18 protein-coding genes, 5 tRNA genes and 1 other annotated feature are annotated in these 21,614 nt (G+C 38.3%); of the genes, 8 read left to right on the top strand and 15 right to left on the bottom strand.

Going from position 1 to position 21,614, the window contains the following annotated elements:
- Positions 1-47 precede the first annotated feature (47 nt).
- From N7548_RS05895 to N7548_RS05875, 5 genes are all read left to right on the top strand, one after another.
- Positions 48-1,217, top strand: a complete 1,170-nt coding sequence (locus N7548_RS05895) for a hypothetical protein (protein WP_263608545.1) — start codon at positions 48-50, stop codon at positions 1,215-1,217.
- A gap of 16 nt (positions 1,218-1,233) precedes the next feature.
- Positions 1,234-1,309: transfer RNA gene (locus tag N7548_RS05890), tRNA-Asp, on the top strand.
- Positions 1,310-1,330: 21 nt separating this feature from the next.
- A tRNA-Arg gene (locus tag N7548_RS05885) sits at positions 1,331-1,407 on the top strand.
- A 12-nt stretch (positions 1,408-1,419) separates the two neighbouring features.
- Positions 1,420-1,496 (top strand) — tRNA-Pro (locus N7548_RS05880).
- A 61-nt stretch (positions 1,497-1,557) separates the two neighbouring features.
- Positions 1,558-1,632, top strand: a tRNA-Gly gene (locus N7548_RS05875).
- Positions 1,633-1,714: 82 nt separating this feature from the next.
- On the opposite strand, the gene N7548_RS05870 is transcribed toward N7548_RS05875, so the two are convergent.
- The 6 genes from N7548_RS05870 to fakA form a co-directional block, all read right to left on the bottom strand.
- Positions 1,715-2,404 (bottom strand): hypothetical protein, encoded by a 690-nt coding sequence (locus N7548_RS05870; RefSeq protein WP_263608544.1) that lies wholly within the window; start codon positions 2,402-2,404, stop codon positions 1,715-1,717.
- 52 nt (positions 2,405-2,456) lie between these two features.
- Positions 2,457-3,383 (bottom strand): aromatic acid exporter family protein, encoded by a 927-nt coding sequence (locus N7548_RS05865; RefSeq protein WP_263608543.1) that lies wholly within the window; start codon positions 3,381-3,383, stop codon positions 2,457-2,459.
- A 78-nt stretch (positions 3,384-3,461) separates the two neighbouring features.
- Entirely contained in the window at positions 3,462-4,001 is a 540-nt protein-coding gene (locus N7548_RS05860) for a DUF402 domain-containing protein (protein ID WP_263608542.1), read from the bottom strand.
- Positions 4,002-4,089: 88 nt separating this feature from the next.
- Positions 4,090-4,392, bottom strand: a complete 303-nt coding sequence (locus N7548_RS05855) for an ArsR/SmtB family transcription factor (RefSeq protein WP_263608541.1) — start codon at positions 4,390-4,392, stop codon at positions 4,090-4,092.
- Between the two features lie 196 nt (positions 4,393-4,588).
- Positions 4,589-4,674, bottom strand: a tRNA-Leu gene (locus N7548_RS05850).
- Between the two features lie 41 nt (positions 4,675-4,715).
- Positions 4,716-6,398, bottom strand: coding sequence for a DAK2 domain-containing protein (gene fakA / locus N7548_RS05845; RefSeq protein WP_263608540.1), 1,683 nt, complete (start codon positions 6,396-6,398; stop codon positions 4,716-4,718).
- A gap of 338 nt (positions 6,399-6,736) precedes the next feature.
- Here fakA and rpmB point away from each other — a divergent pair, with 338 nt between their 5' ends.
- A complete protein-coding gene (rpmB, locus tag N7548_RS05840; protein ID WP_263608539.1) occupies positions 6,737-6,925 on the top strand; it encodes a 50S ribosomal protein L28 in 189 nt (62 codons plus the stop codon).
- Positions 6,926-6,952: 27 nt separating this feature from the next.
- Here rpmB and N7548_RS05835 read toward each other — a convergent pair whose 3' ends face one another.
- The 9 genes from N7548_RS05835 to N7548_RS05795 all read right to left on the bottom strand — a co-directional run bounded on the left by N7548_RS05835 (position 6,953) and on the right by N7548_RS05795 (position 19,859).
- Positions 6,953-7,549, bottom strand: a complete 597-nt coding sequence (locus N7548_RS05835; protein ID WP_263608538.1) for a thiamine diphosphokinase — start codon at positions 7,547-7,549, stop codon at positions 6,953-6,955.
- On the bottom strand, positions 7,546-8,175 hold the full coding sequence (gene rpe, locus N7548_RS05830; protein WP_263608537.1) for a ribulose-phosphate 3-epimerase: 630 nt from the start codon (positions 8,173-8,175) through the stop codon (positions 7,546-7,548). The genes N7548_RS05835 and rpe overlap by 4 nt, the downstream gene beginning before the upstream one ends.
- On the bottom strand, positions 8,176-9,123 hold the full coding sequence (gene rsgA, locus N7548_RS05825) for a ribosome small subunit-dependent GTPase A (protein WP_263608536.1): 948 nt from the start codon (positions 9,121-9,123) through the stop codon (positions 8,176-8,178).
- Positions 9,124-9,135: 12 nt separating this feature from the next.
- Positions 9,136-10,155, bottom strand: coding sequence for a dual-specificity RNA methyltransferase RlmN (gene rlmN / locus N7548_RS05820; protein WP_263608535.1), 1,020 nt, complete (start codon positions 10,153-10,155; stop codon positions 9,136-9,138).
- An 82-nt stretch (positions 10,156-10,237) separates the two neighbouring features.
- Complete coding sequence (gene pheT / locus N7548_RS05815; RefSeq protein ID WP_263608534.1) at positions 10,238-12,583, bottom strand: phenylalanine--tRNA ligase subunit beta; 2,346 nt, start codon at positions 12,581-12,583, stop codon at positions 10,238-10,240.
- Position 12,584: 1 nt separating this feature from the next.
- Complete coding sequence (gene pheS, locus N7548_RS05810; protein WP_263608533.1) at positions 12,585-13,580, bottom strand: phenylalanine--tRNA ligase subunit alpha; 996 nt, start codon at positions 13,578-13,580, stop codon at positions 12,585-12,587.
- Between the two features lie 41 nt (positions 13,581-13,621).
- Positions 13,622-13,810: a binding site (T-box leader), on the bottom strand.
- Between the two features lie 3 nt (positions 13,811-13,813).
- Positions 13,814-14,578, bottom strand: coding sequence for a Bax inhibitor-1/YccA family membrane protein (locus tag N7548_RS05805; RefSeq protein WP_263608532.1), 765 nt, complete (start codon positions 14,576-14,578; stop codon positions 13,814-13,816).
- Positions 14,579-14,619: 41 nt separating this feature from the next.
- A complete protein-coding gene (locus N7548_RS05800; RefSeq protein ID WP_263608531.1) occupies positions 14,620-19,068 on the bottom strand; it encodes a PolC-type DNA polymerase III in 4,449 nt (1,482 codons plus the stop codon).
- Positions 19,069-19,076: 8 nt separating this feature from the next.
- On the bottom strand, positions 19,077-19,859 hold the full coding sequence (locus N7548_RS05795) for a DUF1189 family protein (protein ID WP_263608530.1): 783 nt from the start codon (positions 19,857-19,859) through the stop codon (positions 19,077-19,079).
- 66 nt (positions 19,860-19,925) lie between these two features.
- On the opposite strand from N7548_RS05795, the gene mnmL reads away from it, so the two are divergent.
- Both mnmL and mnmM read left to right on the top strand, forming a co-directional pair.
- Positions 19,926-20,861, top strand: a complete 936-nt coding sequence (mnmL, locus tag N7548_RS05790; protein ID WP_263608529.1) for a tRNA modification radical SAM protein MnmL/YtqA — start codon at positions 19,926-19,928, stop codon at positions 20,859-20,861.
- Positions 20,851-21,405: a tRNA 5-(aminomethyl)-2-thiouridylate-methyltransferase MnmM gene (gene mnmM, locus N7548_RS05785; RefSeq protein WP_263608528.1), complete on the top strand. Its 555-nt coding sequence runs from the start codon at positions 20,851-20,853 to the stop codon at positions 21,403-21,405. Before mnmL ends, mnmM begins: the two co-directional genes overlap by 11 nt.
- Positions 21,406-21,614 lie beyond the last annotated feature (209 nt).

Raw genomic sequence — 21,614 nt, 5'->3', positions numbered from 1 at the left:
ATTTCAATCGGGTTTTTTAAATGGTATAATAGGCTAAGGTGAACAATATGAAAAAACGATTTAAACCGATATTAATAAATGCGATCATCTTTATTACTGCAGTGGTCTTATTTGCCATTTTTAGACCCTATTTCCATATTTTGTTTGGCAGTTATTTAAAAGTGCCCTTTTATTATCATATCTTGATATTTCTCGCTTCATACTTCATCGTTGTGCTGTTACATGAACTGGCCCACGCTGTCGCATTCTTGATTAAAGGAATCAAACCAAAAATGATATTGGTATTGATGTTTTTGTTTTATAAAGATACGAGATGGCATTTGAAAATCAACCCCAAACTGATGGTTTTAGGTGGGGGAATGGTCATGCCAAATTTTCAGGCCATTCAGAGTCAAAAAGACATTGATTACTTGAAAAAGGCTACCGCGTTCAGTTTGATTACAGCCCCAACATTTACTGTCGTTTTCGCATCCTTATTATTGTTGACAAACCTCATCTTCTTCTACGATACACCACTCACCGTATTCGCCTTTTATATCGCCTTGTTTAGTGCCTTTTTCACTTATACCTCTACGCTATCTGCTCAAGGCATTTATGGCGATTTTGTCGCCCATAAAAGAATTAATACGGACCCGATGTTTGCATTATCGATTGTGACCCAGTTTGTAGATGATCTTAATCCATTTTTAATCGATGAAATGAGAAAACGCTTATTTGAACATATCCCCTCAGACTTTAGCATTCACTTACTCAATTTCTACCAAGTTTTACTTAATAAGGGGATTTATGAAGATTCGGAAATCGATGAACTGTTACTAGAGAAAACGCGTGTACTGGCAAAATCATCTGTCATCGGTAGACGTATTGCGAGACAATACCAACAGCCTTTGATTTTACAACAAGCCATTTTGTATCTATACCGCTGTCAAGAATATGAATTGGTCGATAGATTGATGGTTTTATTTGAAGCTGAATTGGACCGAGTAAAAACAAAACAACCCGTTAAACAATATTACATGAAACAAACCAACCATTTATTGAATCGCATTGACGCATCTGAATACTTAAATGATACACGCCCATTTCATCTGGGTTTAATGGATTTAATTGTGTCAAATATCCCTGAATACCAAGCCGATGAAAAAGCCCATTTAAAACCGATTGAAAGATTTGAAAAAAAGGAAATGATTCATCTTGATAACGAAGAATTGATGTGATATAATTCTTCTTGCCGGTCCGGTGGTGTAGTGGTTAACATGCCAGTCTGTCACACTGGAGATCGCGGGTTCAATTCCCGTCCGGACCGCCACTATCCAACTACCAAGGCTCTGCGTCGTTAGCTCAACTGGATAGAGCATCTGACTTCGGATCAGAGGGTTGAGGGTTCAAATCCTTTACGACGCGCCACTTGTGTAAACACGGGAAGTAGCTTAGCTTGGTAGAGCGCCTGGCTTGGGACCAGGAGGTCGCAGGTTCAAATCCTGTCTTCCCGACCATCAATAAATTCCAAAAAAAGTAGTTGACAACAACTACCAATCTTGTTATCATAATAATGCTGTGGGCGTAATATAATGGTTAATATACGTGCTTGCCAAGCATGAGATGGGGGTTCGATTCCCCTCGCCCGCTCCAAATCAGTTAATTAAGAACTTGTGAAAGTTCTTTTTTTTCATTTATACATCAAAAAAGACGCTACGGATAGCGTCTTTGTAGATTAGTCGATGTTTGGTTCTGATGACAATTTAACGGCGTATGCAATTAAAACAAATAACACAATGATCCCTGTAATAGATCTGATATGGAAAGCCAATGATAAAGTGTCATATCTGACGATGTTATCAATGTAAGATAGTGGTGTCATCAAATATTTGAGTAAAAACAACAAACTTGCGAGTTTTCTTGAACCCAATAATAATGCAATGAGAACGAGCAGTAAACCATTGAATGCTGCAATCACGTTATTAAACACGAGGATATGCAAAATACCAATACTCAAGAACAACAAGTCTTCATTTCGAAGTTTTGGTTTCAATTGAACCCCGGAAAGTAAAATGGACACAATCATTAATAATAGAAATACGCCAATACCAAATTGCATGAAAATTTGAAGGGTAAACGCAACTCGGCCACCCAGCAATTGAATCGTAGCGTCCATAAAATTATTAATACTGCTAGGATAGAATATCATCAACAAGATGGTAAACGATAATAATGAATAGCCTTTAAACTGTGCATAGATTGCGATTAATCCAAATAACAAGAGTGGTAAGTATTGAATGAAATAGTCAAATAAACGATTTTGACCGCTAAACGATGACACCAAACCTGCCAATGCTAAAACGGCAACAATCACGATTTTAATGCCGTCTGAAAGGCCTGTATTTAAGTTTTTAATGGTTTGCATAAGTTCACCTCGATAGTCTCATTTTATGTGATTTGTAGTCTATTGTAAAGGGTTATCGGATTTCTTCAATTTCATGATAGCGTACTTTAGCCATTAAGAAGGCTTCTAAATCAAACAAGATGTGAAACAAAATGGCACGTTCTTCAAACTCTTGTCGGTTTTTAGGAAGTGGTTTTTCTTTATAAGCTTCACGCATTTGATCCAATTGTACCAACAACAATGATGCCATATTGGCTTTTCCAATCCGTGGAACCATATCCTTTAAAAATTTGACAATGTCTTGTTTATATTCGGTAACGACCACACGTTTTAAGTCCATTTCAATCTTTTGAAGATAACTGACTTGTTCTTTCCTCATGGTAACATATGAAATATTTAAATCGCGTTTAGGCAATAACTGATTCAAAGATTCGATTCGTATGGTGTGAATGGCATTGTCAATCATCGCGAGAATCGGACTATAATTGGCACACTCACACTCCGTAATGGTCTTAATCACTTCTCTTAATGACTCATCAATCAAGAGAATTTCTTTTTCAATAGATTTAGACTTGTTAGGCATAAACAGATTTAAAACAACAGCGATTAATACACCAATGACTAAAATGAATATAGCATTGATGCCATATTTCCAATCTGCTTGTGCGAGGATATGGGACATTAATACAGCCGATACAACAATCCCTTCTTCCATTTTGAAAACAAACGCCAACGGAATGAAGAGCAATAGAGACAGAATAAATATAGGCAAAGTATAGCCAAACAATACCATTAACCCTGCTGTTATGATTAGACCTACCAAGGAAGCGATGATTCGTTTTACACCCACACGGATGGATTGTTGTTTGGTTGGTTGAATGGATAGAATGACAATGATACCTGCTGTAACGCTATATTCTAATGATAAAAAATCCGATAGTACAATCGCGATTAATGCACCAATAACCATTTTTAAAGCTTGAAATATCCAAGGTTTCATACCATCAACTCCTATACTAATTATAGCCTATATAAATATATAAAGTTTGATAATGCTTGAAAAAAGAAAAAACCAGCGTCATTTGCTGGTTTGTCTAAGGTGTTTGAATTCTTCAAATGATTGTTCGATAAAAGAATCATCAAAAGGTTTTTTACGATGTTGAATCATTTGGATGAGCACTTTCATCTCGGATTCTAAAATGGACTTGATCTCCGCAGGATAACGATACTTGAGTTGATGTTTTTGATATTCATCCTCATCAAGGATTTTGAATGTACCGTCACGTGAGACACGAATATCTAAATCATAATCGATATATTTTACTGCTTCACCGTCATATAAATACGGACTCGATAGATTGCAGTAATAATAAATACCATCGGGTTTAATCATACCGATGACGTTGAACCATTGTTTTTTAAAAAAATAACAAATCGCTGGTTCTTTAGTCATCCAATTTCGACCATCGGATTCGATGACGCGGGTTTTATAGTTGCCTAAAACTAAACAGTCCTCTGTTTGGTTGATCACGGTAGCGCTGCGCCAAATTCGATGTAATGCTTTGTTGTGCTTATAACTATGAATTTGGACAGTGTCACCAACAATGAGTGGTTTCATTGAAACACCTCCCTAATTGGCAATATTATAACACAAGTTAATCTTTGGTAACCATCAATTCAACTTAATTTACCTATTTACGTGGTCTTTATTTACAAGAACAAATGGCGATGTGATTCTGTTTGGTAGATTCTAACTGAAACGCATAATGACGAATATGCTTCAATACATCGTGTTTTAATTCGTAAAATACCCACTTACCCTGTTTAATGGCTTCAACTAAGCCACTACTTACCAATATTTTCATATGAAATGATAGTGTGGGTTGCGTGATTTGAAATTGTTCTAGTAGCTTGCATGCACACACAGAACCCTTTGCTAATGTATCTACAATTTGAATACGTATCGGGTCACCTAATGCTTTAAAAACTTGGTCAATGGATTGTTCCATATGGATACACCTCTTTTACATAACAATTATATCTTAAACCAATCACTCTTGAAACAAAAACGTTGTTTTCTCACAAATTTCTCTCGGTAATTTGCCTATAATAATATGCATATTAAAAAATTTTATAACTATATATATATGCGTTTAATTTTATTATATAACAAAAAACGGCTTTATTTAGCCGTTAATTAGTTAATGGTGCGGACAATGAGATTTGAACTCACACAGCCTTTAAGCCACATGCCCCTCAAACATGCGCGTCTACCGTTCCGCCATATCCGCAAATTAAAGGGTATAAATTAAATTATACCCATTTTGACTCGTTATTCAACTGCAACAATGTAAGCGTAGATATCTTGTTTACCATTGATGACTTCGATTTCAAGGTCTTCATTCAAGGATTGAATGTACTTCTTGACTTCTGTAATTTCATCTTCGGAAACATCTTTACCATAGAATAGAGTTACAATTTCTGAGGTTTCTTTAATGATGGTGTCGAGTAATCCATGAATCGCTTCTACACGATCAGGTAGTGATACCACAATCTTGCCTTTAGTGATACCAATGAAATCACCTTTCGCAATCTTAACACCGTTCATTTCAGTGTCTCTGACTGAGTAAGTTAATTCACCAGTAGTCATATTTGCAACGATTTCTGACATCGCTTCGACATTATCATCCATTTCTTGGGTGTTATCGAATACCATTAATGAAGCATACCCTTGACCAATGCTCTTTGTCTTTAGGACGCGGATATTTTGATCTTCACATAGTGCTAAGGTTTGTTCAGCGGATAAGATAACGTTAGAGTTATTAGGTAAAATAATGACATTTTCAGCATTGACTGCTTTAACTGCTTTAATGAACTCTTCCGTTGGTGGGTTCATGGTTTGACCGCCGTCGATGATGTAATCTACACCTAGTTCTTTAAAGGCTTGTTTGATACCATCTCCGAAACAAACGGCGATGATGCCATATTTGGATCTTTCTTCTTTAACTGCTTGGAAGTTGACTTCTTCTTTGTGATCATGGTTGTGGTCATGTTCATGGATGCTTTCGACTACAGCACCATGTTGAAGTCTCATATTTTCAACTTTCATGGTTTGTAGATCACCATATTTTTGACCTAACGTGATGGCTACACCTGGTTGATTGGTATGTACGTGTACTTTAACCAATTCTTCATCTTGTACTAAGACAAGTGAGTCGCCCATTTGTAATAAGGTATTTCTTAAAACTTCTTGATCGAAGTCATTTTGATTGTGTAATTTAACAATAAATTCTGTACAATAACCAAATTCAATGTTGAAGTCTTCAATGTTTTGTCCTTTAAAGCCTTCTTCATGTTGTAATTCTTGTTGCACTTCTTGTTGTAAGGTGAGTGTTTGGCCTTGTGCTGCCAATAACATACCTTCAATGATCTTGATAAAGCCAGCACCACCGGAGTCTACCACACCTGCTTGTTTCAATACAGGTAGTAATTCTGGTGTTCTGTCTAGGGATACTCTTGCTTGTGCTAAATAGCAATTTAAGACGTCTTCAACCGATTTTAAAGACTTTCTTTCTCTTAATACATGTTCAGCTGCTTCTCTAACAACGGTTAGGATGGTACCTTCTACTGGGGTCATAACTGCACGGTAAGCCATTTGATAGCCACCAACCAAAGCTGCGATGAATTCGTCTACAGTCGCAGAACCATTCTTGATTTTCGCAATTTCGGAATAAACGCCGCGGAAAAATTGGGATAAGATAACGCCTGAGTTACCTCTTGCGCCCATCAATAGCCCACGGGATAAAATTTTGGACACATCAACGATGGATTTTGAGTCTAATGTGGATACTTCTTTAATACCCGCCATCATGGTCATTTGCATGTTCGTGCCTGTATCGCCATCCGGTACCGGAAATACGTTTAAGTGGTTAATTTCTTGGTGGTTGTTCTTTAAGTTAATCGCCCCGTTGGTCACCATTTTTTTAAATAATGATCCACTGATTGTGTTTGCCATTTTAATCCTCCTGATAATTAAATGACTAGATATTGAATTTTAGATATATTTGGTCTCAAAGAGATAGTGTCAATTTAATGTGTTTTTTAGGCTTTCTTAGTATAGCATGTTTACTTTGAAGATGCAAGTATACAAGATACAACGCTATTATATCACAAGTGATAAAAAAAGAAACCCCTTTTGTATGATACGAAATTATTACTTTTCACTAGACAAAATCAAATAATACTATATAATAATATAAGTAGTCATAATTACGCACGAAATAGGCTGAAACCAGTTGCTTTTTATTTTTGAGTATGGTATAGTTTTAATGCGCGAAGTAAAGGAGTGAAACTATGGCAAAATGTTATGTAACAGGTAAGGGTACGACTTTTGGTAATACAAGAAGCCACGCCTTAAATGCGACAAGACGCACATGGAAAGTTAATCTACAAACCGTTCGAATCATAGATGAAGATGGTAATGTTAAGAAGGTTAAAGTTTCTGCGCGTGCACTTAAAAAAGGTACACTTACAAGAGCTTAAAAAAAATAAGGCCGATCGCCTTTTTTTTTATTCTTTGGACTGAAATACCATCAACTTACCTTCATGAACGATGAGGGTTGCGACCCCATCAATCTCATTGGATAAACCCAAAGGATTGAATCGGTTGAGCGTGTATTGATGTAGTGGGTATTTAACGTTTGTTAGGGTAATGACGCTGTTTTCGACTGGGAAAACCGATAAGTAGTCATACCCTTTTTTTTCTATATGATGGGTCCCAACTGTTTTAATTCGGATTTGATTATAAGCATCCATCATCACCAGTGTTGGGTAGTGTGTTAGTAATAATAAATTCGCGACAAAATGGTCTTTTCTCGCGCCTGAAGTTCCCCCAATGAGGATGACATCATCCGACATACCAAAAGCGATTTCTAGGGCTTTTGAAGTGTCTGAATCATCTTTAATCGGGTTTAACCGAATGACCTCACCTTTTAATAATGCGGGTGTGCTGAGTGAATCAAAATCACCCACAGCCAATTGATAAGGAATAGCTTGTTCGTTCAATGCTTCTATCGCTGCATCCACAGCGATGACATAATAATCTTCTGGTTTTATAAGTGCACGGATGTCTATAGGTACCGTTGGACTGATGACCGCTACTTTCATCTCAAAGATCCAATCACAGCATCGCGGTCTTTCGCATTGAATATATAAGAACCAACCACAGCGATATCTACACCAGCGGCTTTCGCCAGTTTTGCAGTATCCCCATTGATACCACCATCGATTTCTATCATATAGTGATAACCATAGGTTTTTCGAAGCTCAACCAACGCTTTTACTTTTTCAAGTTGATCTACCATAAATTTTTGACCCCCAAATCCAGGTTCAACCGACATGATGAGTACCAAATCTACTTGGTCTAAATATGGGTATAGTGTTTCTACTTTGGTTTTTGGTTTTAAAGTAATACCTGCTTTGATACCTGAGGCTTTGATACGATTGATGGATTCTTGGACTTTATTCGCTTCGACATGAACTGTAATGTATGACGATCCAATTTCGACAAATTGATCGATGTAGTCCAATGGGTTTGATAGCATTAAATGGGTATCTAAAGGCACTTTAGAGATTTTTTTTAACCCACTGAGGACATGCGACCCAAAAGAAATGTTTGGTACAAAATGACCATCCATGACATCTAAGTGTAGAAAATCAGCAGATTTAACAGATTCGATTTCAGTCGCCAATTGATTGAAATCTGCGGTTAAGATTGAGGGTGCAATAAACATTTAGTATACCTCTTTTTTATTTTTTATTTCTTCATAATATTTGACATAATTTTGATATCTTGTGGTAAGAATATTGGGGTTGTTTTTAACCGCACAACCAGGTTCATGGATGTGTACACATTTGTTTCCAAACTTACAGCCGGACGATATCTCACGGAATTCGATGAAGTAATCTTTCAATTCTCCCGCATCAAACATGTCAAGTTCCAATTTAGAAAATCCAGGTGTATCAGCTATTTTTCCGCCAGCATAGGCATAGAGTTCCGTGTGTCTTGTGGTATGTTTACCTCGACCTAAGGCTTTGGAAATCTCTTGGGTTTTGATCCCTAAATCCGGCATTAAAGCATTCAAAAATGTGGACTTTCCTGCCCCAGTTTGGCCAGCTAAAACAGAAATTTTGTCGTGGAAAATATCTTCAAGGGTATCAAAACCAATCTTTTGTTTAGAGTTCACATAGTGCACATCATAACCAATTTGTTCATAATAGGACAGTCCATCTTGGATATCTTTCAACCCTTTCGCATCGATCAAATCGATTTTTGAAACGATGATGATGGGTTTGATATGGGCTTTTTCAATCAAAATCAAAAACTGATCCAACAGGTTGAAACTGAAGGATGGGTTGACAGCAGCGTTTAAAATCAACACTTGATCGACATTCGCTACATCCGGTCGATTGAGCTCGTTGTTACGTGGTTCAATCTTTTGAATCGGATGGTTGATGTCTGTCTCATCGTATTCAACGATGTCGCCTACTTTTGGACTCACTTGAACGATTTTTGTCTCCAATTTGGTCTTTTTCGTGACAGATTTATTGAATGAGGATGACTCATCTAGTTTTTGATAGCGTAATTTACCACTGGCTTTGGCTTGAATGATGGCTTTAGACTCAACATCGATGAGTTCATATAAACCACCGATGAGTTTGATGATTTGACCCTTTCTCAAAAGATACCTCCGTTATAGATTTTGGCTTCTAAGTTGTCCACAAGCCGCGTTGATGTCGTGGCCTTGTTCTTTTCTGAGTGTCGCATTCATGCCGCCTTTTTTAAGGACATCATAGAATGCTTCTTGATTCTCACGTTTTGAGCGTTTGAATGGTGCTTCTAATACTTCATTATAAGGTATTAAATTCACATAGACATTCAAGCCTTTGAGTAGTTTTAATAACTCATAGGCATGTTCTTTTTTATCGTTGAGTTCATCGATTAAAATGTACTCGATGGTAATACGACGATTGGTTTTAGTCATATAATAGCGAATCGCGTCAATGACTTGTTCAATTGGATATGCTTTATTGATCGGCATCAATTGATTTCGAACTTCATTGTTTGGTGCGTGTAAAGAAATCGCTAAGTTGATTTGAAGTTGTTCATCGGCGTATTCTTTGATTTTCGGTACGATACCACAGGTAGATACCGTGATGTGTCTCGCCCCAATTTCAAGACCTTTAGCTGAATTGGCGTTGGTTAAAAACGTCATTAAGTGTTCATAGTTGTCGAATGGTTCACCAATCCCCATGACAACCACGTATGAAATACGTTTGCCATAAGCACGTTCGGATTCAATGATTTGACTCATGATTTCGCCGGCTGTCAGGTTACGTTTTTTCTTTAAAATACCCGATGCACAAAAACGGCAACCCATGTTACAACCGACTTGTGAAGTTACACATATGGAATAGCCATAGTCGTGATTCATCACAACGGTTTCAATGAGGTTTCCGTCTTGAAGACCATATAAGTATTTAACGGTGCCATCGACGCTTTTGGATTCGATGACCTTTTCAAGTGTTTTTATTTCAAAATTGGCTTCCAAAAGGTCAATGACTTCTTGGCTTACGTTGGACATTTCGTTGAATGAAACAACTTTCTTTTTATAAATCCAGTCGAAAATTTGAGATGCACGGAATTTCTTTTGTCCGTGTTCTACCATAAACGACTCTAATGCTTCTAATCTTAAATCATAAATATTTGTCATTCTATCACCAAAGATATTATACACTAAAATGCTTTTTTTGCCTACACGATGCACACAAAAGAAAAGAAGGCAATTTGCCTTCTTAACCTCTCAGTTCTGCTTTAAATTCAAATTGTAAACGATTGACAATGCTCTTCATGAGTTTATCTACATCGGCAGCTTCTAACGTCTTTTCCTTACTGTTGAAAGTGAGACTATAAGCCAAGGATTGTTTTAGATCCCCCAGTTTTTCATCTCTATAGACGTCAAATAATGTGAGGTCTACTAAGAACTTACGTGCGGTTTGTTCAATTAATTTGGTGATTTTACCCACTTCAATACCACGGTCGACGACAAAAGCCAAGTCTCTGGTGATATTTGGGTATTTAGAAATCACTTCAAATTTAGGTTGTGGTTCGATGTATGTCATGAGCTTTTCAAGGCTGAGTTCAAAAGTATACGCATCAATACCTAAACTTGGGTGCAATTTACCGAGCACGCCCACCACTTGATCTTTGATGAGAATGTTTGCGCAAACCCCTGGATGGAATCCTTCGATTTGGGTTTGTTTTTCATAAGTAGGTACCAAATCAAAGTGTTTCAATAACGCATCCACGAGTCCTTTTAGGACATAGAAGGATGTTTCTAGGCCTTGTTTAGACCAAGCAATTTGTTGATAGTTGCCCATCAATAATCCAGCCACATGGACAGGTTCTTCATGGGAATAATAGACTTTGCCCACTTCAAAGCATTTCAAATCGTTGATTTGTCTAGATGCATGGTATTTGGCATTTTCAACCAAACCATTGATCAAAGAGTGTCTTAAGGATTTCTTATCTTCTGATAGTGGATGTAATACAGAAATCACATCTTCGCTTGGTAAGGTAAACAAATTCACTTCAGCGGTCTTCAACAATGAGTAGTTAAGGACTTCATTCAAGCCCATGTGTCTAAGCAATCTTCTAAATTTAAGTACTTGTGTTTGACGTTTGGAATAATGACCCAATTGATTGGTTTTTGGCAAGGTCATCGGAATGTTGTTTAAACCATAAATTCTCGCCACTTCTTCGATGAGGTCTGCCTCAATGCGTAAGTCATTTCGATAACTTGGAACGAGATACACATCTTCTGAGACAGGGATGATATTTAAGCGTCTTAAAATGTCTCTTAAGGCTTCTTTAGTCAGTGCGATACCTAAGTACTTGTTGACCTTTTCAACATGTAATTCGATTTTCACTGGTTTTGGATAAGGGATACCCGTATAGGCAATTTCTTTGGTGACTTCTGCATTCGCAAGTTCATACAATAGGGTTGCAGCTCTATTGATGGCCATGCGTACGCGCGTTTCATCAATACCACGTTCAAAACGTAATGAGGAATCGCTTCTTAAATCCAAACGTTTTGAGGTTTCACCAATGCGTTTAGGATCGAAGCTGGCTGCTTCTAAGATGATGCTATCGGTGTCGTTATCGACCATGGTATTTTCTAAACCCATCACACCGGCTAAAGCCACTGGGTATAAGCCATTGGTGATGACGATGTCTTTTTTCGATAGGATGCGTTTGATGCCATCTAAAGTAACGACTTCTTCGCCTTCTTTGGCGTCGCGAATCACCACTTTATCGGTTTCAAATTTGTTTCTATCAAATGCGTGTAGAGGCACACCTAGTTCTAACATGACATAGTTGGTGACGTCGACCACATTGTTGATTGGACGAATCCCACTGGCAATCAAATCACTTCTTAACCATTCAGGTGAGGATTTGATTTTTACATGATTGAGAGTTCTTGCAAAATAGCGATAACAACCTTCGGTCTCATTTTGAACCACCACTGGGTTGAGTTGTTCAGATTCAAATGGGGTTTCTTCATGATAAATCAATTTCTTATTAAGAACAGCGGACAAATCGTATGCAAACCCTAGAACGGACAATAAATCGGCTCTATTGGGTGTCAATGACAACTCCATGGAATCTTGATTGAGATTTAAAAACGGGAGTGGATCTACGCCTAGTGGAACAGCTTCGTTGTAATAGAATATACCGTCTTTGTATTTGTCTTCGACATATTTGTCTTCAATGCCTAGTTCTCTTAATGAGCATATCATGCCGTTGGATTCAACCCCACGGATTTTACTGCGCTTGATTTCAAAATTACCTGGTAATACAGCCCCAGGGGTCGCAACTATGACATATTGACCGGCAGCTACGTTCGGTGCGCCACAAACGATTTGTTCCACCAAACCATTGCCTAAATCCACGGTAGTCACATGTAAATGGTCCGAATTTGGGTGATCCACACAGGTGAGTACATGACCGGTAGCTAAACCGCTCGCAACCACCAAGGATTCATAGGATTCGATTTCAGTGATGTAGCCATTGGTGAGTTCTTTTAAATTATTGGGTACCTCATGGATGAGGTTTTTTAACATATGGGTAGAGATTTTCATCTTAGCGTCCCCCTTTGAATTGTTTTAAGAAACGAAGATCATTCGTGTAGAATTGTCTGATATCATCGATTTTGTATTTGAGTATACCCAAGCGTTCAACACCGATACCGAAGGCGAACCCTTGGACTTTATCTGGGTCATAACCGCCCATTTTTAAAACATTAGGATGGACCATGCCAGCCCCTAATACTTCAATCCAACGACCATCTTCATGGTGAACATCGACTTCGACTGAAGGTTCAGTGAATGGGAAATAAGAAGGTCTCAAACGGATTTCTCTGTCTTGACCAAAGAATTGACGAATCACAGCCAATAAAGTACCTTTTAAGTCAGACATGGCGATGTCTTCACCAATGACCAAGCCTTCAATTTGCATGAATTGATGGCTATGGGTTTGGTCATCGTCATCCCTACGATAGACTTTACCTGGACATACGATTTTAATCGGTTTACCCGCACTTTCCAACATGGTTCTTGCTTGAACCGGCGAGGTATGGGTTCTGAGTAAACGGTTGGGATCGATGTAAAAAGAATCTTGCATTGCACGGGCTGGATGGTCTTTTGGTAAGTTAAGCATTTCAAAGTTGTAATGATCACTTTCGACTTCTGGACCTTCTTTGACTTCATACCCTAAGCCGATGAAGAATGCTTCTAATTCTTCGACAATTTGTTGTAAAAGGTGTGCTGAACCAATCTCCATTTGAAGCCCTGGTAAGGTCACATCGATGGATTCTTTTTCCAGTTTGGATGCGATTTCTTTTTGATCAATGGCATCCCTTTTTTCTTCAAACAACGCTTCGAGGGATTGTTTGATTTCATTGATTTGTTTGCCTACTTTTGGTTTTTCTTCGTTAGGCAAGTCTTTGAGGGTCATCATCAAACTGGCGATTTCCCCTTTTTTACCTAAATAGTTTGCTTTTAAGTTATTTAGGTCATTCATGGTTTGAATGGATTCAAGCGCTTGTTTGGCTTGTTCTAATAAATGTTGTAGTTCCATAGTTGCCTCCTTAGCAAAAATAAAAGACGCCCTTAGATTGCTCTAAGGACGTCATAAACGCGGTACCACCTTAGTTCTAGAATTGCTTCTAGCCCTTGATTGCCTTAACGCAGCACATACGGGTGTGATTAGCACCACAAGAAAGCTGAATTCGTTATTCGTTGTGAGACATTTTCACCAACCATGTCTTCTCTAAACACTTTTGAATAAGTACTGGGTCCTTCTATTGTTATTTAATCTCTTCTAGATAATATTATAGCAAGTAATCTTAAAACTTGGTAGTAGATATATACAATTGCGACCATTAAACCCATGGCTGCAACCCATTCATATCGTTTGTCTAACCCTTGGTCAGCAATTTGTGCTGCATTGTCAAAGTGCAATGTGAGCATGAATGCGCCATACATGACAAATACCAATGTTAAGAATAAAACGATTGGGCTATCCGGGTTACCAAATAACATGTATGCCATTTGACCGCCATCAAAGATAGAAGCGATGGAAACGAATAAGACGACACTCAACATCATGAATCCAAATGATAACATGAAGCGTCTAAAGCCTTGTGTCACCACAATGAGTTTGGTGCTATATAAAACCAGCATACCAAAGAATATGGCGGCTGTAATCAAGACAGCTAGTAAGACAATGTTGTACCCTGTGTAATTGAATGCTTCCATGTAAATGACACTGATGAGTACGAGGAATAAACCTTCACTCATGGCATAAATCAAGGAGAATACAGGGGCGAGTCGAATCGAACTCATGGCGACGATGATACTGATAAAACCAATGATGCCCGAGAACATCACTAAACCAATATACAAGTTAGGATTTTGGTCGGCGAAACTCAAGGCTAAGATGCCTGTGCCAATCGCAATCACAAACAGGATGATGGTCTTCAATATAATACCTCGAATGCTTGCTGCTTCAGCGCCATAGGCCATGGCATCCGGGTTTTTTCTTAATCGAGAAAATACAGGATTATTTTGTTGCATAAATATAACCTCCATTCATCCGTATTATAAAACTTCTTGTTTTAAAGTGCAAACAATCCTTGCTCAATCACATCATTTTCCTCATTTAATTCGTCAAATGCACCATAAGCTTCCATCTTTTCAAAAACGGTCTTATTGATCTTGGTACGATTTTTGACGTCTTCTCTTGAAGTGAATGTTTTTTCATGACGTTTGTCCACGATGTCATAGGCAACTTGTGTGCCTAGACCATCGACCGAGACAAATGGCATTCTCAAGTGATTGCCTTCAATTTTAAATTCGACAGCTTCTGATTGGAAGATATCTACTTTTAAGAACTTCATGCCTCTAAGGGTCATCTCTAACGCAATTTGAAGGACAGTTAAGACCGACTCATCTTTGGCTGTGGTATTGAATAAGCCTTCGATTTCTTTGATCCGGTTACGAATCGCATTCGGTCCTAAAACCATCGTTTCATAATCAAATTGGTCGGCACGTTTGGAAAAATAAGCACTATAGAATAATATTGGTTTATAAACTTTAAACCAAGCGATGCGCATCGCCATCAAGACATACGCGGTAGCGTGGGCTTTCGGGAACATATACTTGATTTGCGAGCAGCTCCAAATGTACCATTTAGGTACACTGTTGCGCATCATCAATTCTTCGTAGGTTTTCCACTTTTCTTTGTCCTTTGAAGGTTTGCCTTTACGTACAAACTCCATGATTTCAAAGGACTTTAAAGGGTCCATGCCAAAGTTAATCAAGTCGACCATGATGTCATCACGACAACCGATGATTTGGTCAAAAGTGATGCCTTGGAATTCTTCTTTTTTATTTAAAATCAAATCTTGAGCATTTTTCAACCATACGTCTGTACCATGCGATAGACCCGAAATTTTAACCATACCAGCGAAATTGCTTGGTTTGGTATCGGTGAGCATTTGACGCACAAAGTTGGTGCCAAGTTCGGGAATACCAAAGGAGGCGACCTCACTATTGATGTCTTTTGGGTCTAATCCAATACAGGTGGTGTTGGCGAATAATTCATACACTTTAGGGTCATCCACTGGGATTTCACTCGCTTCTGTAAATGGGAAATCCTCAGGATGGGCTTTGACATAATCCATCAAGAAACGAATCATGGTTGGGTCATCGTGACCTAGAATGTCTAGTTTTAATAAGTTATCTTCAAATGAGTGATAATCGAAATGGGTGGTCTTCCAACCGGCTTCGATGTCATCTGCTGGGTATTGAATCGGTGTGACATCGAAAATTTCTTTTTCGGATGGCACCACCACAATACCGCCTGGATGTTGACCCGAAGAGCGTTTGACGCCTTCAATGTTTTTAGCCAATCGTTCCACTTGGGCATTACGAATACCTGTGATTTGTTTATCCTCTAAGAACCCTTTGACATAACCAAAGGCATTTCTTTCTGCAACCGTTTGAATGGTACCAGCTCTAAAGGTATGGGATTCACCCAAAAGTTCACGAACATAATCATGGGCTTTGGATTGGTATTCACCAGAGAAGTTTAAGTCGATATCTGGGACTTTATCCCCATTGAACCCTAAGAAGGTTTCAAACGGGATATCGTGGCCATCTTTATGGAGTTTTTGTCCACACTGAGGGCACACTTGATCCGATAAATCATACCCTGAAGCGACATTATCAAAATGGGTTTGGAATGCCTTTTCAAGGTCGGTTAAACCAAATTGCGCAATGTCCTCTTCACTCATTTTAAATACGGTAAAATCGCCATTTGGACAACGATAATGGGGTTTGAGTGGGTTGACTTCCGTGATTCCCATGAGGGTCGCTACCAACGAGGAACCGACAGACCCACGAGAACCGACAAGGTATCCGGCATCGTTACTGTTTTTGGTTAATAAGTATGAGATGTAATAGATTGGACCAAATTCATTTTCAATGATGTTTTTAAGTTCACGTTCAATGCGTTTTTCAACCATTGGGTGGATTTGTTCCCCGTAAAGTTGGTGGGCTTTTTGATAGACCAAACGATAGATTTCATCTTTGATGGATGCGATACCAAGTTTGTCTTTAAAGGCATCGTCTCTTAAAGAATATAAACTCTTAGGGAATGCTTGGATCGCATCAATACGGTTGTTTAATTTGTTCGTATTGGTAACGACAATCTCATATGCCAATTCTGTCCCGATAAATTTAAACGCTTCTAACATTTCATCGGTGGTCATCAAATACTGTAGTGGTGCAACTTCATATCTCGCGAGATCATGTGTACCACCACCAACGAGTTTGGTACGAATATATATGTCACGATAAATCGCGTCGGATTCATTTAAATAATGCACATCACCTGTCGCGATGACGAGTTTATTCATCTCTTTCGCAACCCTGATGATTTTCTTAATCAGTGATTGGATGATGAAATCCGCTTCAACACCTAAATCTTCCTTCAAGTGACGATAAGATACCGGTGGTTGAACTTCGATGTAATCGTAGAAAGATATGACTCTTCTAAGGTCTTCTTCACTGCGGTTTAAAGCCATTTCAAAGACTTCACCATGACTACAACCAGACCCGACCAAAATCCCTTCACGATGGGCTTCTAAGACCGATTTTAACAGCCTTGGACCTTCAAAGAAATGGTCAGTTAATGTGTCTGAAATGATTTTAAATAAATTCTTATAACCCACTTGGTTTTGAACCAGTAAGTTCATATGGGTCGTAAAGCCACATTGCCATGCATTCGCAAGTTCAATCGAACGGTTGATGTCACTGTGTTTGGTGATGCCTTTTTTGTATAAATCAGCCAACATCAAAATAAAGATGTTTGCGGTTGCTAAAGCGTCATCGACGGCTCTATGGTGCGTTTCTAATTTCACTTTAAAGAGTTTCGCAACCGCTTTAAGGTTATAACGTTTCAGGTCATCTCTGTAATAATATCGAGCGATATTTAATGTATCGATGACCGGAAATTCGATATCATCGATGGAAAGTCTGGCCATGTTAGCGTAGATGTGCCCAATATCAAAGGATGCATTGTGCGCGACCAAAATCGCGTCTTTCGCAAATGCTAAAAACTTCGGTAAGGCTTCATCAATTTTAGGTGCTCCCACCAAATCTTCATCGGTAATGGTAGTCAAACTGGTGGTGAAATAAGACAACTTTTGTTCTGGGTTGACAAAGGTTGAGAATTGTTCAGTCACTTGATGGTTTTGAATCTTGACTGCAGAGATTTCGATGATTTTGTCTCTTTCAGAAGATAAACCAGTGGTTTCTAAGTCAAATACCACATAAGTCGCGGTCTTTAGGTCAATGTCTCGGTCACCAAATGCCATCTTAAAGGCCGTTTCATCAATGTAATTGACTTCGACTCCATAGATGGGTTTGATGGGTTTTCCTTTGGTTGCTTTCGCAATATCTGGGTACGCATATAACCCATCATGGTCTGTAAATGCGATGGCTTTATGTCCCCATTTGATGGCCTGATCGACATAATCTGCAACATCGGTAATCCCGTCCATATTGGACATTTTGGTATGTAAATGGAACTCGATGCGTTTTTCTTTCGCATTGTCTTTACGTTCTTTTTTGCTGGTCTTTTCTAAGAATTCAATGACATTCGCGATTAAAATGACGTCTTTCGCAAACGTATCAAAAGAGGCTCTACCAGACACACGAACGATGTCATTGGGCTTATATGCTTCTGCGGTGGTGATGTCTTCTGGTTTGTTTAAAAACTGTTTTACAATGATGGCGTCATCCGCGTCAGCGACGGTCATTTGTAAAAGCGATATGTTTTTAAGGTGTTTGATTTCTGTTTTTAAGATGGTACCTTCTACTGAGAAAGCAGGGACACCTTGGGTATTTTGATACTTATCCAGTTCATAATTGTCTTTAGGGATATCAGAAATCGGACTGATTTTGTCCGCTTTGTAGACTTTTTTGAAGTTCTTTAAAGCCTTTTTAGGTTCGACTTTTTCTTTGGGTTGGATGTCTTTTAGCTTTTCAATGGCTTGTTGTTCATCTTTTTTGATTTCCTCAATCACATTTGGAATGGTTTTGGTTATTTCCAATCGAATACTTGAATAAAAACCATATTTTTTAAATGCCTCTTCAAAAAATGGTAGATACCTATTGAGGTGTTCACTGTGTTCATCGACAAACACGACAAAGCCATCGGTATAGATGACTTCAAAGTTCTTAAATACATTCAAAGAAGCGCGTTCTTCGGATAAGGTTTGTAAAACCCATTGGAAGTACGCAATAGGGTCTTTTTGCCAGGTTGGGTTATCATACTTAAAAAAGTACTCGACCTTGTGTACTTGGTTTGGAATGGTGAAATAAAGCACCAATTGAGCTGCGAAATGGCCTAAAGATTTGGCTTCAGGTGTCTCTTTAAACGAGATGAAAAAGGTCCACTTTTTCTCATTTGGATTGACTGCAACATTATTGAGTTGTGCCTGTAATAATTGAGGGTCTTTGAACCCTGATTGTTTGATAAATAGATCAAATTTATTCATAGTATATCCTACGTTTCGTCGTCTTTTTTACGGATGACTACCGACATTTTTAATAAACCATTGAATGCGATGGTCATGGTGATGAATGGTAGGATCATGCCAAAAGCCAAGATGTAACCTAAACCATATAATTCAACAACCAAAGCCAAAATAAAATAACTGGTGGTTGCGTAAGCTGCTAATTTAAAACGGAACTGGTATGCGATTTTTTCTACTCTAAAACCAAACGAATATGCCATGATGCCTGCAATCGCGATATATAATAAGAAATTGGAAATGAATACTAAGAGTGAAACAGTGGTTGCGTAAATGGGTTGAATCACAGTCATAAATGGGACTAAAGCAGCCTTAAAAGCTTGGACATCCTCTTGTGTTTTTAAAGATAGATCTAAATTGGTCACACCCATGGATTCATAGGTGATATCTAATATTTGAAATGTGGTTGAATAGAGTATTATTCTATCCTGTTCGAATATCAGTTGGACACCCATATCCGCTGGGTCTTGTAAAAATCGTAATTGTATCCCACCATAAGTGAAATTGGTGGGTGATTCACACGCCAATGTGCCTGAAACAATTTCACATCCCACGGCTTTTTGAATGAACACACCTGTGATGTCCTGTTTAACTTCAGCTGTTAAAGGGGATACCAAAAACAATTGAATCATCACTGGTAAAGAGGCTAAGAATGCCAAAAGAGCCATGTAACCAAATACATAACCCATTTTATCTTTTAAGAAAAATGCAATTTTTGACGGTTGAAACACCGCGATATTGATGCGTTTAATCATGTCAGAACCTCTTCTATTTATTATAACATAATAAGACACCTGTGTTAAAATACATTTGGTGATCCTATGCAATTAATGACAGACGAAAAACATTATAACACACTCAACAACTATTATAGACACGTTTATCCAAACAAAGTCTTTAAGATTGCCTTAAATGGTCACTTTACGTGTCCTAACATTGATGGGACTGTAGCGCGAGGTGGCTGTACTTTTTGTACCCCTTTAGGTTCCGGTGATTTTGCCGGGTCTAAATATGATCCATTAAGGAAACAATTCGATAATATCAAAGAGATGATGCACCTAAAATGGCCTGATAAAGCCAATTATGTGGTTTATTTTCAAGCCAATACCAATACCCATGGTCCGCTTGAAAAACTCAAATCTTTATATGAAGAAGCCATCACTTTAGATCCAAACATCGTCATGATTTCGATAGCGACAAGACCAGATTCATTACCGATTGAGGTACTTGACTACTTAGATGACTTGAACAAACGCATGCCTTTGCAGGTAGAACTCGGCTTGCAAACCATCCACGAAACCACTTCGAACCTCATCAACAGAGCTCACGATCTGAAGTGCTTCGATGATGCTGTTTTTGAACTCAGAAAACGAAATATTGAAGTGGTAGTTCACATCATCAATGGGTTACCTTATGAAACCAAAGAAATGATGCTTGATACGATCAGACACATCAATACATTGGATATTCAAGGGATTAAAATTCATATGCTTCATGTCATGGAAAAAACCAAAATGGGTTTCGATTATAAAAAAAATCCTTTCCCAATACTATCTTTAGAAGAATATGTCGATATCACTGTTGATCAGTTACGGATTCTAAAACCTTCGATGATTGTTCACCGTGTGACTGGGGATGCCCCTTTAAAATTATTGATTGAACCGAAGTGGACCATTAAGAAGTTTGTTGTTCAGAATGAAATAGATAAACGTATGCGTGCGCTCAATGCGTGGCAAGGTGATTTATATGAAAGATGATCATATCAAACAATTTGTTCAAAACTATTTAAAGACCCATGTTCAAAAAACGGATACCATCATTGACGCTACCGTTGGTAATGGACACGATACGATTTATATCGCTTCTCTTGCGAAACAAGTGATTGGTTTTGACATTCAGTCTAAAGCGTTGGCAGTGACCCAGGAAAAACTAATGGATTTGGGTATTCATAATGTGTCATTAATTCATGATTCATTCGAGAAAATAAGTACCTTAACCAGTTATCGTGGCGTTGTATTCAACTTGGGTTATTTGCCTAATGGTGATAAGTCCATCACAACAACCGCGATAGTCACCCTAAGTACCGTACAGACGATTCTATCGCAGATGAAGGTAGATGACTTCATATTGATGACTGTTTATCCTGGACATGATGCGGGTAAACAAGAGTCTGAAGCCTTAAACGTTTACATTAAAACGTTAGATTCGACATTCATCTCTGTCATTTATCAAATTCAAAATCGACAAGATGCACCTTATGTGATCCTCATTGAAAAAATAAAACTGCCGAAGTCAAATTGACGATTGGCAGTTTTTTTGTTGTATGTACGCTTCTGGAGTGAACTACCCACCACTTAAATAGAAGTGGGGGCTTCCTATCCATACCAGCGTACCCGCCAGTGACTCAATAGGCTATCCCCGTAGTCCCTACGGTTCTTATTTGTTTATAACTGAAATGCTAACTTATACTTTCTAAACCCTTCTTTGTTGATATTGATCGCTGCGTTATG

Source organism: Paracholeplasma manati, assembly GCF_025742995.1.
Lineage (GTDB): Bacteria > Bacillota_I > Bacilli_A > Acholeplasmatales > UBA5453 > Paracholeplasma > Paracholeplasma manati.
The sequence above is the reverse complement of the archived record's forward strand: the minus strand, read 5'-3'. Positions and strand labels throughout refer to the sequence as shown.